At 45.4% G+C, this 17,496-nt stretch carries 14 protein-coding genes; 12 read left to right on the top strand and 2 right to left on the bottom strand.

The features are described 5' to 3' along the window. Positions 1–132: 132 nt before the first annotated feature. The 3 genes from HP548_RS33750 to HP548_RS17880 all read left to right on the top strand — a co-directional run bounded on the left by HP548_RS33750 (position 133) and on the right by HP548_RS17880 (position 1,919). Positions 133–258 (top strand): hypothetical protein, encoded by a 126-nt coding sequence (locus tag HP548_RS33750; RefSeq protein ID WP_281364879.1) that lies wholly within the window; start codon positions 133–135, stop codon positions 256–258. A 234-nt stretch (positions 259–492) separates the two neighbouring features. Then, complete coding sequence (locus tag HP548_RS17885; protein WP_175382422.1) at positions 493–1,077, top strand: cupin domain-containing protein; 585 nt, start codon at positions 493–495, stop codon at positions 1,075–1,077. Between the two features lie 170 nt (positions 1,078–1,247). Beyond that, a complete protein-coding gene (locus HP548_RS17880) occupies positions 1,248–1,919 on the top strand; it encodes a hypothetical protein (RefSeq protein ID WP_175382421.1) in 672 nt (223 codons plus the stop codon). A gap of 69 nt (positions 1,920–1,988) precedes the next feature. On the opposite strand, the gene HP548_RS17875 is transcribed toward HP548_RS17880, so the two are convergent. After that, positions 1,989–2,876 (bottom strand): LysR family transcriptional regulator, encoded by an 888-nt coding sequence (locus tag HP548_RS17875; protein WP_063563125.1) that lies wholly within the window; start codon positions 2,874–2,876, stop codon positions 1,989–1,991. Between the two features lie 112 nt (positions 2,877–2,988). On the opposite strand from HP548_RS17875, the gene zwf reads away from it, so the two are divergent. The 8 genes from zwf (at position 2,989) to HP548_RS17835 (ending at position 13,600) form a co-directional block, all read left to right on the top strand. Continuing rightward, a complete protein-coding gene (zwf, locus tag HP548_RS17870; protein ID WP_175382420.1) occupies positions 2,989–4,506 on the top strand; it encodes a glucose-6-phosphate dehydrogenase in 1,518 nt (505 codons plus the stop codon). Between the two features lie 43 nt (positions 4,507–4,549). Next, on the top strand, positions 4,550–5,215 hold the full coding sequence (fsa, locus tag HP548_RS17865) for a fructose-6-phosphate aldolase (RefSeq protein ID WP_024630525.1): 666 nt from the start codon (positions 4,550–4,552) through the stop codon (positions 5,213–5,215). 59 nt (positions 5,216–5,274) lie between these two features. Then, positions 5,275–6,693 (top strand): NADP-dependent phosphogluconate dehydrogenase, encoded by a 1,419-nt coding sequence (gndA, locus tag HP548_RS17860; protein WP_175382419.1) that lies wholly within the window; start codon positions 5,275–5,277, stop codon positions 6,691–6,693. Positions 6,694–6,979: 286 nt separating this feature from the next. After that, positions 6,980–8,083 carry a metallophosphoesterase gene (locus tag HP548_RS17855; protein ID WP_175382506.1) on the top strand — a complete coding sequence of 368 codons (1,104 nt, stop codon included), beginning with the start codon at positions 6,980–6,982 and terminating at the stop codon, positions 8,081–8,083. A gap of 369 nt (positions 8,084–8,452) precedes the next feature. Further along, positions 8,453–9,295, top strand: coding sequence for a BglG family transcription antiterminator LicT (gene licT / locus HP548_RS17850; RefSeq protein WP_062328359.1), 843 nt, complete (start codon positions 8,453–8,455; stop codon positions 9,293–9,295). 144 nt (positions 9,296–9,439) lie between these two features. Beyond that, positions 9,440–11,359, top strand: a complete 1,920-nt coding sequence (locus HP548_RS17845) for a beta-glucoside-specific PTS transporter subunit IIABC (RefSeq protein WP_175382418.1) — start codon at positions 9,440–9,442, stop codon at positions 11,357–11,359. Between the two features lie 59 nt (positions 11,360–11,418). Next, positions 11,419–12,882, top strand: coding sequence for a glycoside hydrolase family 1 protein (locus HP548_RS17840; RefSeq protein WP_175382417.1), 1,464 nt, complete (start codon positions 11,419–11,421; stop codon positions 12,880–12,882). 124 nt (positions 12,883–13,006) lie between these two features. Further along, a complete protein-coding gene (locus HP548_RS17835) occupies positions 13,007–13,600 on the top strand; it encodes a 5' nucleotidase, NT5C type (RefSeq protein WP_076289041.1) in 594 nt (197 codons plus the stop codon). Positions 13,601–13,633: 33 nt separating this feature from the next. Here HP548_RS17835 and HP548_RS17830 read toward each other — a convergent pair whose 3' ends face one another. Continuing rightward, a complete protein-coding gene (locus tag HP548_RS17830; protein ID WP_175382416.1) occupies positions 13,634–14,515 on the bottom strand; it encodes a helix-turn-helix domain-containing protein in 882 nt (293 codons plus the stop codon). 137 nt (positions 14,516–14,652) lie between these two features. Between HP548_RS17830 and HP548_RS17825 the strand changes: the two genes are divergently transcribed. Further along, positions 14,653–17,364: an alpha-L-rhamnosidase gene (locus HP548_RS17825; RefSeq protein WP_175382415.1), complete on the top strand. Its 2,712-nt coding sequence runs from the start codon at positions 14,653–14,655 to the stop codon at positions 17,362–17,364. Positions 17,365–17,496: the final 132 nt, after the last annotated feature.

Genomic DNA, 17,496 nt, shown 5'->3' with positions numbered 1-17,496 from the left:
GTTGAAGCACCGTAGAATGATTGAGAATAGATACGAAAAGGATAAAAGGCTGATTCCTACATGGAGTCAGCCTTTTATCTTTGAGCCCGTTTTACGGATAAAAGTAAGAGAAAATCTCCTGGTACTCGCAGTTTGGAGAGAGTTCATGAGAATCTTGGTGCCTTGCAGGTTTCTTTTACCAATGATGAATTGGCTGAGATTGAACGGATATCTCCCAAAGGATTTGCCGCAGGGGGAAGATACCCAGGTCTTGCTTAATTTAAGCCAAGCCTATAGATAAAATAAAACAATTAACGCCCCAGACCGGTTTTCAACAGGAAAAGGGTGTTTTTGTATTTTACTTGAGAGTGGATGATTTTCACCTAATGAACGGATGTAAGTTACACGGTCCGATAAAAATTACATTGGAGCCGTGTCCTCGGTATTATCTCCGCTAATTAGCGCATACAGTACAACAATGAGATGTATGCCTATTAAGGAGGAAACAGCGGTATGACTAATCCGATTCTGCAAGCCCCGAATGTTCAGCTGGCGGCCGATTCGACAGCGGTGTTGAATTATCAGCGTGATTCGCGCAATTATATTACCCAATTGTTTGGACCGCAGCTGCCTACGATCAAAAATGGATTCTTCAATGTACACATGAGCAAAGGTATTATTGTGCAGCCACATTGGCATACAAATGTGACCGAGATGGTCGTTCTGATCAACGGGGAAATTACCACTTCTGTTTACGATCCGTTCAAGCGGGAGCGGATAAGTTATCACTTGAAGCCAGGCCAGGTTTCGATATTCCCTCAAGGATGGTTTCACTGGTTTGTGGCGGAGACCGATGATGTGCACTTGTTGACGATTTTTGATCAACCTACACCGGACATTGTGCTGGGGGCTGACTTCCTGGCTGCAACACCGCCTGAAGTTGCCCATCGTGCATACTGTATTGATGAGGAGGCGTACAGGACGGCAGTGGCATCCATCAAAAATGACGCGATTTTGGGACCGCCGATTGGATGTGTGGATTCTATTTCCGATCAGGCGATCAAAGCTTCCAAATCTTCCAAAAATTCAAAGGGATAACGTTATTTCGTTCTCCTATCAAATGATTGATTTCAGGCCCGTGACCGGAAAACTTTCCGGTTACGGGCTTAAATTTTGTTCCAATTAACACATTCCGAATTCTCTGTTAAGATAGGCATAACATTGGCTTGTTACAGTAGTAGCACTCAAAGAATGTGGAGGGACGATCCATGACCATGACTGAGCAGGAAATGCTGGAAACCGCGATGAGCTATGCACCTGTATTGATGTTTGATCGAAATGAACCCTTTTACCCGGATTTTGTAGGCGTTTCCATTCTGGATCAATCAGGACCTTCACCGTCATTCGAGCGGGAGATTCATTTTCCGGTTGAGGCGGTCCAATATGTGATTGAATTTTCGATTTGGTGGGATTATGAAATTGGGCATTTGTACGAAATGGAGCATGTGTGGATATATGTGGGCCATGACGGTGAAGTCATGGACTGTGAAGCCAGCTTCCATGGGAGAGTACTTCGGGGATTGCTGAAAGATCGAGTTAATGTGGTTGGACGCCATGTGTGTTTATACTCGCAGCCAGGCAAACATGCTTTTTCTCCGATCCCTGTGGTGTTTGAACTGTTGCCAGATTTGTATAGTGCAGCAGGCGCCAATGCGGGTTGTGACGGTCTGCTCGTAAACGAGATGTTCGAAGGTTATTTCCAGACCAATGAAGAAATTGACGCCAGCGTGCGAAGTTTTCTGCAGACCAAGGCGTTTGTTCCCTCTATGGAGTTTGAGGAGTTTGTACTTGAGCCCAGTCTATTCATGCCCTGGCAGCAACTGTTTGCTATGATTCCTGAGAGAATTGAGATCAGATTGAAAGAACTTGAATTAAGATGAGAAAAAGTGCTTCATCATCCTTTTGGGATGACGAGGCACTTTTTTTGTACACCAGCAGACCGACGAATCTTAATCCGCCTTGAAAATGAGATCCATAAACCGGTTGGCTGCCAGTGAAATTGGCATATTACGCTTGGTCATGATGCCCACATGTGAAGGTGGCAGGGCAACATCCAGCTGAATTTCGAAGAGAGAGCCTTCTTCCAGCTCTTTGGAAATAAATTCACGGGTGACATACGATATGCCCAATCCCCTCCGTGCAAATTCGATTAACAAATCCACACTGCCGACCTCAATTTCAGGTTTGAGTGTGTAGCCATAGCTGTTGAACAGCTCCGTAATTGCCATCCGAACCCGGCTGTTTCTGGAGAAAAGAATGAGCTGATGCTCCAACAGCATTTCCAATGTCATAACTTTATCCTTCAGTTGAGCATATCGTTCGCCCGCGACAAAGCAGTCTTTGAGCTGGATACTTTCCCTGACCTCAAGTTGTGGGTCAACGATAGGCATCCGCACAACACCCAGATCAATTTTGCCTTCTTTCAAAAACGTGATGACTTCCGGCGTTGTCCCATGACTTAGATGCAGCTTGATGTTGGGGTAGAGTACATGAAATTCTTCCAGATAGGACAGCATGTAATGCTTGAACAGCGAATCACTGCCACCAATCCTTAGTTCTCCGTTGTCTAAACTCTTCAATGCAGCCATTTTCTCCTCGGCCAGCGAGATCAAAATCTGGGATTGTTCAATATAGGAATACAAACTTACACCTTCCTGTGTTAACGCAACTCCCTTGGAATTCCGGTAAAACAGCGTGAGACCAAAGCTTTCTTCCAACTGTTTGATGGCATGGCTGACACTTGGTTGAGTAATATATAGCGCTTTGGCGGCTTGGGTCAAACTGCCTGTTTTGGCAGCCCAATAGAATACCTTATATAGTTCATAATTTGTTGTCATAGATATCGTCTATAGCTCCTGTGAAATATATTAATTACTTGTATGGCTATGAAACGTATTATAGTGTAACTACAGCAAAGAAACCAGAGTTACTTGGAAGGAGAATAGTGAGATGGAACCAACGAGCATTATTTTATTTGGTGCGACTGGCGATTTAGCCAAAAGAAAAATATATCCAGCCTTATATAATTTATACATTGAGCAAAAACTTCCGGCATCCTTCTCGCTGATTGGCTTGGGACGCAGAGAATGGTCTGATGAATTCTTTCAGGCACAAGTGGAAAAATCATTAAATGAATTTTCCAGACGCCCTGCTGATCCTGAAGTTGTAAAATCATTCGTACAGGCTTTCCGTTACAGTGTATTGAATATAAGCCATAAGGAAGATTATATAGAGCTGTTAAAGTTAGTGGAACAAAGAGAGGCTGAACTTGGCATTCCATCCAACCGTCTGTTCTACCTTTCGGTTGGCCCAGAATTCTTCGAACCCATTGCAGAGAACATTCAGGGTAGTGGACTTGGATCAACTGCGGGCTGGAAACGCCTTGTGATCGAAAAGCCATTTGGACATGATCTACAATCGGCTCGTGACTTGAATCGCAAGTTAAGCGAAGCATTCACGGAAGAAGAAATTTATCGGATTGACCACTATTTGGGCAAACCGATGGTGCAGCGTCTTGAAACCTTGCATCAAAGCAATCCGATCATGAAGGCATTGTGGAACAACCGTTATATCTCCAATGTGCAGATCACCGCTAATGAGACTGTTGGTGTGGAAGAACGGGCATCCTATTATGATCATGTAGGCGCCGTGCGTGACATGTTCCAGAATCATATGCTGCAATTGCTTATGATGATGGCGATCCAACTTCCATATAACAGCACCACGGAAAAAGTCGGTTTGAAGAAAAAACACATCATGGAATCGATCGAGCCACTGCAAAAGCAAAACGTGGGTGCAAGTGTCATTCGCGGACAGTATGCTGAAGGAAACATTCAAGGCAAATCCGTTAGCGGATATGCAGCTGAACCGGGTGTTGCCGAGAATACGATGAATGATACTTTTATTGCTGCAAAATTGCAGATTGATGACTTCTTCTGGCGCGGAGTACCTTTCTATATCCGTACCGGTAAACGAATGAAGGAAAAATCAACTCGCATCGTCATCGAATTCAAGGAACCATCTGGACAGGCTAACGTGGTTAACGGTTCCAAACCGAACCTACTTGTGATTGAGATGAGTCCTGACCAGAGCATGACGCTGCAGCTGAATGCGAGCGACCCGCAAAACAAAGGGGAGTTCAAACCTGTTCATATCGATCTGTCACCAGATCGTGAGGATCTGGCCGAGGCTTATGAGAACTTGATTCATGACGCATTGCATGGTGATCCAACGTTCTTTGCCCATTGGGATGAAGTAGAACTTTCTTGGGCTTGGGTACAACCTATTCTGGATGCATTCCAGGAGAATTTGCTCCCACTTCATCTGTATCCGGCTGGAAGTTATGGACCAGCAGAGTCTGATGCGATGCTCGCTGCGGAAGGGCACCACTGGTGGTTTGACCAACCTGCCGATCAGCAGGCTGAAGATGATATTGAAGTTCCTCTGGCTGTTAATGCAAATCTGTAACATAAAAAAACAAAAAAAACATATCCCTTGGAGGTAATTGAATATGAAATTTTTCATCGATACAGCAAACTTGGTAGACATCAAAAAAGCATACAAAATCGGCGTCCTGTCTGGTGTAACAACGAATCCTTCTCTGGTAGCCAAAGAAGGCGTGAAATTCGAAGACCGCATTGAAGAAATTTTGCGTGAGGTACCAGAAGTTGAATCCGTATCTGCAGAAGTAACACCAGATGCAATCACGGCTGAAGAGATGATTGCTCAAGCAGACGAACTGATCAAAATCAATAACAACGACAAAAACATCACAATCAAGCTGCCAATGACACTTGCAGGACTGGAAGCTTGCCGTTACCTGACTAAAAAAGGTGTGAAAACCAACGTAACGTTGATCTTCACAGTGAACCAGGCGCTGCTTGCTGCTCGTGCCGGTGCAACATATGTATCCCCGTTCCTGGGACGTCTTGATGACATCTCCGAAGATGGCGTGCAATTGGTTGCCAAAGTTGCTGAGCTGTTCCGTACACATAACCTGGATGCACAGATTATTGCGGCTTCTGTAAGACATCCGGATCACGTTACACGTGTAGCAATGGCAGGAGCACATATCGCTACTGTTCCATTCTCCGTCATTGAACAAATTTCCAAACACCCGCTGACAGATCAAGGGATGGACAAATTTGCAGCAGACTGGAAAAAAACAGTTCAGTAATAAAGATTGTTGATCTCGAATTTTAACCTACTATATATAAAGAGTATTGGGAGGACATAATGAGTAAACAACAGATCGGTGTCATCGGACTTGCAGTAATGGGTAAAAACCTTGCCCTAAATATTGAAAGCAAAGGATTCTCGGTATCGGTATTTAACCGTTCCCCGGAGAAAACGAATGATCTTCTCAAAGAAGCCGAAGGCAAAAACCTGACAGGCGCATTCACGATTGAAGAGTTCGTAGCTTCCCTGGAATCCCCACGCAAAATCCTGATTATGGTTCAAGCAGGCAAAGCAACGGACGCTACCATTGAACAATTGCTGCCACACTTGGACGAAGGCGACATCATTATTGATGGAGGGAATGCATACTTCCCTGACACCCAACGCCGCAGCAAAGATCTGGAAGCCAAAGGTTTCCGCTTCATTGGTGCGGGTGTATCCGGTGGTGAAGAAGGCGCGTTGAAAGGCCCGGCAATCATGCCAGGCGGACAAGAAAGTGCGTATGAGCTTGTTGAACCCATTCTGACAGCCATTTCCGCTAAAGTAGGCGACGATGCTTGCAGCACATATATCGGACCAGATGGTGCCGGACACTATGTGAAAATGGTGCACAATGGTATCGAATACGGGGATATGCAGTTGATCGGAGAAGCGTATCATTTGCTCAAATCCGTGCTGAATGTGTCCGTTGAAGAATTGCATGCAATTTTCTCTGAATGGAACCAAGGTGAGCTGGATAGCTACCTGATTGAAATCACGGCAGACATCTTCTCCAAATATGATCCAGAAACGGGCAAACCAATGGTTGATGTCATTCTGGATGCAGCTGGACAAAAAGGAACAGGCAAATGGACAAGCCAAAGCGCGCTGGATCTCGGCGTACCATTGTCCATGATTACGGAATCCGTATTCTCCCGCTTCCTGTCTGCAATGAAAGACGAACGTGTGGCAGCAAGCAAAATCTTGAATGGACCAGCAACTGAAGCATTCTCTGGCGACAAAAAAGCGTTCATCGAGAATGTGCGTAAAGCGCTATTTGCAAGTAAAATCGTATCTTACGCACAAGGTTTTGCTCAAATGCGTGCAGCTTCAGACGAGTATGGCTGGGATCTGAAATACGGCAACATCGCTATGATCTTCCGTGGTGGCTGCATCATCCGTTCGCAGTTCCTGCAAAACATCAAAGAAGCATATGATAAGGATGCAGAACTGAAAAACCTGCTTCTGGACCCATACTTCCAAAACATTGTTGAATCCTACCAAGGTGCATGGCGTGAAGTCGTTACAGCTGCGGTAACTCAAGGAATTCCGGTTCCTGGATTCTCCAGCGCGTTGTCTTACTATGACAGCTACCGCACTGAGCGTTTGCCTGCGAACCTGCTGCAAGCACAACGTGACTACTTTGGCGCTCACACATTCAAACGTGTGGACAAAGAAGGTTCATTCCACTTCCAATGGATGGACACTAACGAGTAATATGTAATTCGAGATCATTCAGCATTCCTGTGCTCGTTCATGAGGTTAGTCAGTCATGAGCGGACGCAGGAATGTTTTTTTATTCAGATGACAGGCTATGGGTCGACGTATCGCCTAAACAATGATTGGAATTTAAGTATTCCAAATTGTAATAAAATGTACGCATCTGAGGAATGGAAACAGATGTCCTCACCTCTTTAACTACGTTATACTTGTTCAGATGGACTGGAATTTGGTTAAGAGAAAATTCAGCAATCAACTTATTGACGTGGAGGTTAACAGAGGCATGTTTGTACTTGCAGGCATCTTGTTTTTGGTTGTGTATGGTTTATTAGTGTTTTACATAGGACGGAGCGGATGGAGCTGGATGAAGCCGGTTGTATCTGAGAGATTTCGTTGGTTTTACATCGTTGCGCTTGTATTTCTTGCAATTTCTTTCATACTGGCAAGGTTGTTTGGAAGTATTTCCTTCCTGAGTGTTATCGGTTCATACTGGCTTGCAATCTTTTCTCTGCTGTTATTGATCCTGCCGGTGGTTCATCTAACGTTATGGTTACTTAGACTAACCCGTATTCCAAGACATTACGCTCATAAATGGGCAGGTGTGGTCACTCTCGTGCTGTTGCTGTCCACGTTGGGCTATGGTATCTATAACGCCTATAGTCCAGTCGTAAGACAATACAGCATTCAGATTGATAAAAAAGTGGAAGGTGTCGACAGCCTCAACATTGTTATGGCTGCGGATATGCACTTTGGCCTGCTGTCCGGCCCTGCTCACGCTAAACGCATGGTGGAAGAAATTAACGTGCTGAAGCCGGATTTGGTACTGTATCCTGGTGATATTATCGATGACAACCTGGATATGTACCTCAAGAGTGGAATTGCGGATATTATCAGCGGAATTCAGGCCCCTTATGGGGTTTACGCCTCACTGGGCAATCACGACAAGTATAACGGTCCGATCGAGGATCTGATTGCTGCCTTGGAGAAGAGTAATATGCAAGTTCTGTATGATGATAAAGTTACATTGGACGATAAGATTACGCTGATTGGACGGAAAGACCGGACAGAGAAGGATCGTGCAGAAGTAGCGACGTTGATGCAGGATACCGACTTAAGCAAGCCTGTGCTTATGATGGATCACCAGCCTTATGATTTGGATATTGCGGAGCAAAACCATGTAGATTTGGTTGTGTCTGGTCACACCCATCGTGGTCAGATCTCACCCGCTCAGTTTATTACTAAGGCTATCTACGAGAATGATTGGGGTTATCTGCAAAAAGGGTCCATGCACTCGATCGTCACCTCGGGATTTGGCTTCTGGGGACCTCCGATTCGTACTAGCAGTCGTTCGGAGATTGTACAGATTCATGTGACGTTCCAGCAATGATTAGCGATATGAGTAACAGTGAGTCCTTCGGAAGAAGGGCTCCTATTTGTGCTCAAGGCTGAGAGTTACCGTGAAAAGAAAAAAATTCCATTTTGAGTAGAAGACTTCTCCAGTTTGTTTGTGTATCAACATGTACATATTAAGACAGCATACCCTCACTCGTGGAACTATAGGGAAATATTTGTTGAAAGCAAGACAAAGTAAAATAACAGTGGTAGCATTTTGGGTTGACACCGTTTTCAGGTTATGATAGATTATATCCGAGGCTTGTTACCGGTAATGCGGGCAAAACCACTATGGAAATGATTTTATTATTTCTATTTTGGTTTTGCCCTTTTTTAATCCTCAAAAAAAACAGGTGGGTCCAACATGATTATTAAACAGATATTTAATAACAATATTGTCAGTACCGTGGATGACAAAAATCAGGAACTGCTGATCCTCGGCCGGGGTATCGGGTTTAAGTTCAAGGCGGGCGATGAGATTGATGAAGAACGGATTGAGAAAGTATTCCGGCTTCAGGATGCATCGATCTATGAGAAGTTCAAGTCCATCGTCACGGAAGTGCCGATTGAAATTCTGCAGGCGACAGATGATATTGTGACACTGGCACGTACGCAATTGAACAAAACGATCAGTGACGGGATTTATGTCTCACTGTCGGATCACATTCATTTTGCTGTTCAGCGTCTGGAAAAGGGAATGATTACACGCAATCCGCTCTCCTGGGAAGTGCAGCATTTCTATAAGGCCGAGTTTGACGTGGCTCGGGAAGCGCTCACCTTGCTAAAGGAAAGACTGGATGTGGAGTTTCCGAAGGATGAAATATGCAACATAGCACTTCATTTCATCAATGCGGAAGTCAATGATTCCATGAACGATGTCACCCATTTGATGCAGCTGCTTCAGGAAATCATGAACATTATCAAATATCACTTCAATGTCGAATTGGATGAAGATAGCGTCAACTATTTCCGTTTCATTACTCATTTGAAGTATTTCTGCCAACGGGTAATTACTCACTCGTCACATGACGATGCGGAGGAGTATTTATACGAGGTCGTACGGAAAAACTATCCCGAAACCTTCAAATGTATCGGCAAGATTGAAACTTTTATCCATAAGAACTATCAGTATGATATGACGCATTCGGAACAGTTGTATCTGACCCTTCATCTGGAGCGGTTAATGAAACCGAAGCGTGACCAATGAAATATCAGCACATGAACCAGAACCTAACTAAATATCAATTGGGCTTGTTACTGTTTAATCAGGCAATACCCGAATGAATGACACGTAGAAGACGTGGCTATTTGTTCGGGTATTTTTTATTGGAAAAATGAGGAGGAAATGATCATGAAACATCAGGAAACGGCACAGGAAATCATCAAAGCCGTTGGGGGAACAAACAATATCAACTCGGTGTATCATTGCGTCACACGACTGAGATTTGATCTGAAAAATAACGATAAAGTGGACAATAACTCACTTAAGAAACTGGATAAAGTCATGGGAACAAATATCTCAGGAGATCAATTCCAGGTGATTATCGGGAATGACGTGTCCAAAGTATTTGATGCTATGGTGAAGGAACATCCGGCAATACAGCAAAGTACAGAAAATAAACAAGCTAAACCGGAAAAAAATAAAAATGTAATTCTTAATATTTTTGAGACGATTGCGGGTGTCTTCGCACCCATGCTGCCAGCGATTACAGCTGCGGGTATGCTCAAAGGATTACTTGCATTATTCGTATCCCTGGAGTGGATGTCAGCAGGTACTGACACGTACCGTATCCTTTCCGCCATTGGGGATGGCGTATTCTACTTCCTTCCGTTGCTGATTGCGGTTAGTGCAGCTCGCAAATTCGGCAGTAATCCGTTTGTTGCCATTGCGCTAAGTACTGCCCTGATGTATCCCGATATGGGCGCATTGCTATCCAGCGGTGAATCGGTTGCGTTTATTGGCATTCCGGTAACGGCTGTCAGCTATGCCTCATCAGTTATTCCGATTTTGCTTGCCGTATGGCTGATGTCTTATGTTGAGAAATGGGTTGACCGCGTTATTCCTGCAGCATTGAAGTTGCTGCTTGTACCACTGATTACCTTGCTTGTTATGGTTCCGGTAACGCTGATTGCGATCGGTCCACTGGGTACATTTGTAGGTAGCGGCTTGTCCGGTGGTATTAACTGGCTGCTGAACGAAGGCGGATTAATTGCAGGGATTATTCTGGGCGGCGCGATGGCGCTCATTATTATGACAGGTATGCACTATGCGCTCGTACCGATCATCCTGAGCAATATTGCTACATTAGGCTTCGATAAATTTTTGCCACTGACGTTCATCTCCAATATGGGACAGGCCGGAGCGACGTTGGGCGTATTCTTCCGTGCAAAAGACAAAAAGCTCAAAACCGTTGCATTGTCCACCAGCTTTACAGCTCTGATGGGTGTAACCGAGCCAGCTATGTACGGCGTGAACATGAAATATAAAAAACCGTTTGCCGCTGCGATGATTGGTAGTGCCGTGGGTGGCGGATTCGCTCTTGCTTTTGGAGCCAAAGCTTATGTGCTTGCAGGTAACGGTGGTCTTCCGGGTCTGCCATCCCTGATCGGACAAACCTTCTGGTACTCCTTTGGCGGTATGATTCTTGCCTTTGTTGTGGGTGCAATTATGTCTACTGTGTTCGGGATCAAGGAAGAAGAGGGCGATGCCGAGGCGTTGGCTCAATTCTCACCAGGCGCTTCTGCGGCACCAGCGGCAGCACCGTCCAGCAATGCTGTAACCGTGAACGTGGACGATATGGGTGCTCCAACACCAACAAGTGATGCAGTAGCCATTGCACCGATGACGGGTAAAGCGATCGCACTCAAAGAAGTTAATGATCCAACGTTTGGCGATGAATTGATGGGTAAAGGTGTGGCATTTGTTCCAACGGTGGGTGAACTGGTGTCACCAGTTACAGGTACCATCATGAATGTGTTCAAAACGAAACACGCGATCGTGGTCCGCAGTGATAACGGAATGGAGCTTCTGATCCATGTGGGGATTAACACCGTGAAACTGCGCGGACAGTATTTTGAAGCCCATGTCGCTACGGGAGCACGTGTACAGGCTGGAGACAAATTACTCACGTTTGAACTTGATCAAATTGCCAAGGAATATGACATTACAACGGCGATGGTCGTTACGAATACAGCAGATTACAAGCAGGTTCTGCCTGTGAAATTGGGAGCAATTAAGACCGGCGAAGAAGTATTGAAAGCTGAAATTTAAAGTCTAAAGACGAACTTAAGACGAAATAGACGACATCAATAAGAAGAGGAGAGATACGCATGATCAATCGACAAGGGTTTCCAGAAGGTTTTCTGTGGGGCGGCGCAATTGCTGCCAACCAGGCTGAAGGTGGATTTGATGCAGGGGGCAAAGGCTGGTCAACAGCGGATATGGTTCCTTATTTTGAGAAGAAGGATTACACCAACCTTAGAGAACTAATGCACGTGACCAGTGCAACGGTTGAGAAAGCGATGGCTCACCACAGTGCGAAGGGATATCCGAAGCGTTACGGTATTGATTTCTATCACCGCTTCAAAGAGGACATTGCGTTATTCGCTGAGCTGGGTTTTAAGACATTCCGTCTTTCCATCAACTGGCCGCGTATTTTCCCGAACGGGTATGATGCGGAGCCGAATGAAGAAGGATTGCGTTTCTATGATGAAGTATTCGACGAATTGCGGAAGCACAATATTGAACCTCTCGTGACGCTCTCTCACTATGAAATGCCAATGTCATTGGTATTGAAGTACAATGGCTGGGCAGGACGGGAAGTTATCGGACATTTTGTAAGATACGCCGAGACTGTCATGAATCGCTACAAAGACAAGGTGAAATACTGGTTGACGTTTAATGAGATCAACACAACAATTATTGAGCCATTCACGGGTGGAGGCATCATTGAGGATCGTGTCGATAACGTGATGCAAGCTTCCTATCAAGCACTTCACCATCAGTTTGTTGCCAGCAGTCTGGTAACGCAGAAGGCGCGTCAGATTAACCCGGACTTCCAGATTGGCTGTATGCTTGCGCGCATGATTCACTACCCAGCAACGTCGAAGCCGGAAGATGTACTGCAAGCTCAGATCGATAATCAACTGAACCTGCTGCATACTGATGTACAAGTGCGAGGCAGTTATCCAACCTTTATGGCTCGTTACTGGGCTGAGCATGGCATCTCCATTGCGATGGAACCTGAAGACGAAGCGATTATGAAAGAGCATACGGTTGATTTCATCTCGTTCAGCTATTACACATCGCTGGTATCCGCAGTGAATCCGGAGGAATATGGAGTAACTGGCGGCAACCTGTACAGTACGATCAAGAATCCGAACCTGGAGCGTACAGAATGGGGCTGGCAGCTTGATCCGATCGGACTTCGTGTGGCGTTAAAAGAGCTGTATGACCGTTACCAACTGCCGTTATTTGTCGTGGAGAACGGACTTGGTGCCAAGGATACGGTAGAGGCCGACGGTTCCATTAATGATGATTATCGGATCGATTATCTGAGAAAACATATTACACAAATGAAAGAAGCAGTCATGGATGGGGTAGATCTTATGGGTTATACCAACTGGGGTGCGATTGATATCATCAGTGCGTCCACTTCGGAAATGTCCAAGCGTTATGGCGTAATCTATGTCGATCAAGACGACAACGGACAAGGCACATTGAATCGCTATAAGAAAAAGAGCTTTGGTTGGTATCAGAACGTCATCGCTACGAATGGCGAAGATTTGGGTTGATTTCGGGGGCAGTCCTTGCGCAGCAGTTTTTGCGGCGCAGGGGCCGCTTTTTATTTTGAGCTCAAAAAGGATAGCGCTGTTACATTGATGATGATATACTGTGATCCTATTGGAGGGGATAATGATGAAAAAACCTATTATTGCTGTAGATATGGATGATACCATATGTCATCTGGTCAAGCGAGCCATCTATCATAACAACATCAACTTCCCAACCCATCCGCTGCGATATGAGGATATGATACATTGGGATACATCCCATCTGCGCCATCCGGATTGTACGCATGATGTATTTTATGGTCGGCCAGGGCTGTTTGAGGAACTGGAGATTTACGATGAATATGTAGTAGAAGAGGTGGAAAAGCTCCATCAAGCCTATGACCTGCTGATCCTAACAGCGGCTGAGCCCAAAACGGTTGTAGAGAAGTGGAATTGGCTCCAGAAGCATATGCCATATATATCTCCAGAACAGTTTATAACATGTAAACGGAAGAACTTGATTAACTTCGATCTGTTAATTGATGATGGGGCACATAACCTGATACCCGCGCTGAATGACGGAAAAAAAGTCATCTGTATCCCTCATCCATGGAATATAAATGAACGGGAGCAACATCAGTTTCCGTTGATGACCTCTTGGAAAGGTGCAAAGGCTTATGTAGATCGTCTGCTTGAAAGAGAACATGAAGAGATTAAGTTTGATCCTGTAAAGAGATGAGCCTTAAGAAAGGAACGGAAGACAGGAACACACTTAATTCAATGGTTCTGCTCTGAAGTTCCTGCGATAGCCCTTAGGGGTTTCTCCCGTAATTCGTTTAAAGACGGCGTAAAATGAATCTACATCACGGTAGCCTACAAGTTCAGCAATTAAACTGACTTTATGTTGTGAATTCTTCAGCAATTCACAGCTTTTTTGTATGCGCAAATGTTGCAGATAAGCACCAAACGTCCGCCCGGTATGGGTCACGAACATGCGTCCAAGATGTCTTTCGCTCCAACCAGAAATATTCACCAGTTCGCTTAGACGGATTCGTTCGTTAACATGTTGGTCCAGGTAATGAAGGATATGTTCCATATCAGTCGCATTTTCCTTCTCATTGCAGGTAGCTTGATGAATCTGTCTGTACGTTGTCACGACGAGTTGGCTAACAAGCGTATACAGGATCGTGGAAGAGCCGATTCCCGGAACGGCAGATTCGCGGTACAGCTTTACCATTAATTCTTCCATCCGCTGGCTGTAATCTGTGATGGATACATAAGGAACTCGATTCTTTTCCAGGTCTGTCAGATGGTTTCGAATCTCCTGCTCCTGAATAATAATGGACAAGGTGTGGATCAGTTCGGAATTGAACAGACAGTTATAAATAATGAGTGGGTGCTCTGATACATTCGCGGTAGCTGGGCGGAATACATGAGGAACGCCGACCGGAATAACAAATAACATCCCTTTGTGTACCGGAATAATATCTTCACCAATGTGATGAAAGCCCTTTCCTTCTGCGACATAACTATACTCAACAAACTCGTGTGCGTGAAAAGGAACCACAAAATCTTCGGAACATCGGTTCACGAACAGCTTCAGATTATTTTGGAAAAAGGATTCACTCTTGAACAGTTGTACGGTTGTATTCACGGAATAGCCTCCTTGGTTGGCATGACCAGATTACCGGGTTAAACTGTCCTCATTGCCGGGTATTTCCGATCATAGAATCGATATAATTATATCGTAACCTTGATTTGGAAACCACGATGGAAAGGGATGTTTCTCTGATGTTGACTGTAAGTCATCTGCGTTGTGAGTATAGAATAAATCCGATTGGACTAGATATCACGTCACCCAGATTAAGCTGGCATTTGCAATCCGATCTCAGAAATTGTGTACAATCAGATTATCAAATTCAGTTGTCACGGACGGAAGATATGGCTCAAATTGAATGGGATTCCGGCAAAAAGAGCTCTGATCAATCCATTCATGTTGAACTGGAGCACTGGGTGCCCGAAGCACGAACCCGCTACTATTATCGCATTCGTGCCTGGGATCGTGCAGGAGATGAATCGGACTGGTCGGAGATAGCGTATTTCGAGACTGGATTCATGGGTAGTGAAGATGCCTGGCAGGCGGAGTGGATCACAGTCGATCCTTCCTCTCAGCAGGATGAGTCTTGCCCACGACTGCGTACCTTGTTTGAACTGAAAAAGCCTGTCGCTTCGGCCAGAATATATGTGACTGCACTTGGATTGTACGAACTTCATCTGAATAATCAGCGAGTGGGCGAAGCATACTTCACCCCGGGCTGGACCAGTTATAGTAAGCGGTTGCAATATCAGGTCTATGATGTTACCGATCAGCTTCAGAATGGACAGAATATACTCGGTGCTTATCTGGGAGATGGCTGGTACAAAGGACATTTGGGATGGGAGAAAAAGCAGAAGATATACGGTACGAACGCAGGTTTGCTGCTGGAACTTCATATTCATTATACCGATGGTTCAGAAGAACATATTATTTCGGATCGAAACTGGAAGAGTTCCCCCAGCGCCATTCGAAGCTCGGACATTTATATGGGCGAAACGTATGATGCACGTATGGAATCCGAATGGCAGGATTCATCTTCAGTCCAATGGTCGCCGGTACATGTGCTGGATTACTCGAAGGAGATTATTATTGCACAAGAGAACGTTCCCGTAACGCCAATTGAGCAAATTAAACCTATCGCTTTGCTTACAACTCCACTGGGAGAGCGTGTGCTGGATATGGGACAGAATATGGTCGGTTGGGTGAGATTCAGCATTCAGGGTGAAACGGGGCATACGGTTGAGTTGCTACATGCCGAGATATTGGATCATCAGGGTAATTTCTACACTGAAAACCTGCGTGGGGCAACGCAGTGTATCCGCTATACTCTAAAAGGCGCTGGAGTAGAGACGTACGAGCCACGTTTCACATTTCAGGGATTCCGTTATGTGAAGTTGATTGGATTCCCGGATGAGATTCAGCTTGAGGATTTCACAGGTGTAGTTCTGCATTCCAATATGGAGCGAACCGGTGATTTTAAAAGCTCCAGTCCACTCGTGAATCAGCTTCATCACAATATATTGTGGGGGCAAAAAGGGAATTTCGTTGACGTACCGACAGATTGTCCGCAGCGTGATGAGCGGCTGGGCTGGACGGGAGACGCGCAGATGTTTATACGAACATCCTCATACCTGATGAACACGGCGCCTTTTTTCACCAAATGGCTGAGGGATCTGCAGGCGGATCAGGGAGAGGATGGAGGCATTCCTTTCTACGTTCCTGATTTGAGGAGTTCGACGTCAGACGGGTGGGCGGATACGAATCATTCTTCTGCTGCCTGGGGGGATGCCGCGGTGATCTGTCCATGGACGATTTACGAGATGTACGGGGATGTCAGGCTGTTGGCTGAGCAATATGACAGCATGAAGCGCTGGATTAATTACATTCACGCTCAAGGAGAGAATCCTTACTTGTGGAATACTGGCTTTCATTTCGGGGATTGGCTCGGGCTGGATTCCAAGCCGGACAGCTATATTGGGGCTACAGATAAGGATTTTGTAGCAACTGCTTTCTATGCCTATTCTGTTTCTCTAACACGGAAGGCTGCTGAGGTGTTAGGGCAGGCGGAAGATGTAACTTATTATGATAATCTGCATGACAACATTGTTGCTGCATTTCAAAATGAATTTGTGACACCTGCGGGCAAACTTGCAGTTCCCACTCAGACCGCGCATGTACTTGCTTTGCATTTCGAACTATTGGATTCAGCAGCTCGGAAACGTACCATTGATCAGTTGGGAAAACTGGTTGCGGACGCTGGAAACCACTTGACCACCGGATTTGTTGGAACACCTTATCTGAATCCGGTATTGAGTGATACGGGACATCATGATCTGGCCTATACGCTACTCTTTCAGGAAGACTATCCATCCTGGTTATATCAAGTGACACAAGGTGCAACTACGGTTTGGGAGCATTGGGACGGAATAAGGGAGGATGGCAGTCTGTGGAGTGCAGACATGAATTCATTCAACCATTATGCTTATGGAGCCATAGGGGAGTGGTTATATCGTTATGTTGCCGGAATTAACACAGATGAGCAACAGCCCGGGTTCCGGATCGTACACATCGAGCCCAAACCAGGACCAGGACTGGAGTGGGTGGAAGCGAGTTTCGAGACCATGTACGGTTCTGTCACATCCAACTGGTATCTCCGCGGTAATAACGAGATGGAGGTTCGTGTGACCATTCCTGCCAATACGACGGGCACGGTCCTTCTGCCTGGAGCAGATGTACAGACAGTTCTGGAGAACGGAAAAGCGGTGGACCAAGTAGCGGACATTCACGAAATTCAAACGCAGGGATCAGATGTACGAATTGCTCTGGGATCAGGAAGCTATCAATTCACTTACAAGGTAATTCAAGCAGATCAGGAAGTGAACGCACAACAGGTGGAATCCGTATAACTAGTGTGCATTAGAGGAATAAGCAAGCAGGAGCGTGAACTAATATAATAGCGAAAGCTGGACCCGAGTAGAGGATCTGCACACGCAGGTTCTCTTTTTTACTTGGATGGAGAAGTTTTTCTTCATTTTGAT

The sequence above is a fragment of the Paenibacillus taichungensis genome (assembly GCF_013359905.1).
In the GTDB taxonomy this organism is placed as follows: Bacteria; Bacillota; Bacilli; order Paenibacillales; family Paenibacillaceae; genus Paenibacillus; species Paenibacillus taichungensis.
Note: the sequence above shows the minus strand (reverse complement) of the source record. Positions and strands in the feature narration are given on the sequence as shown.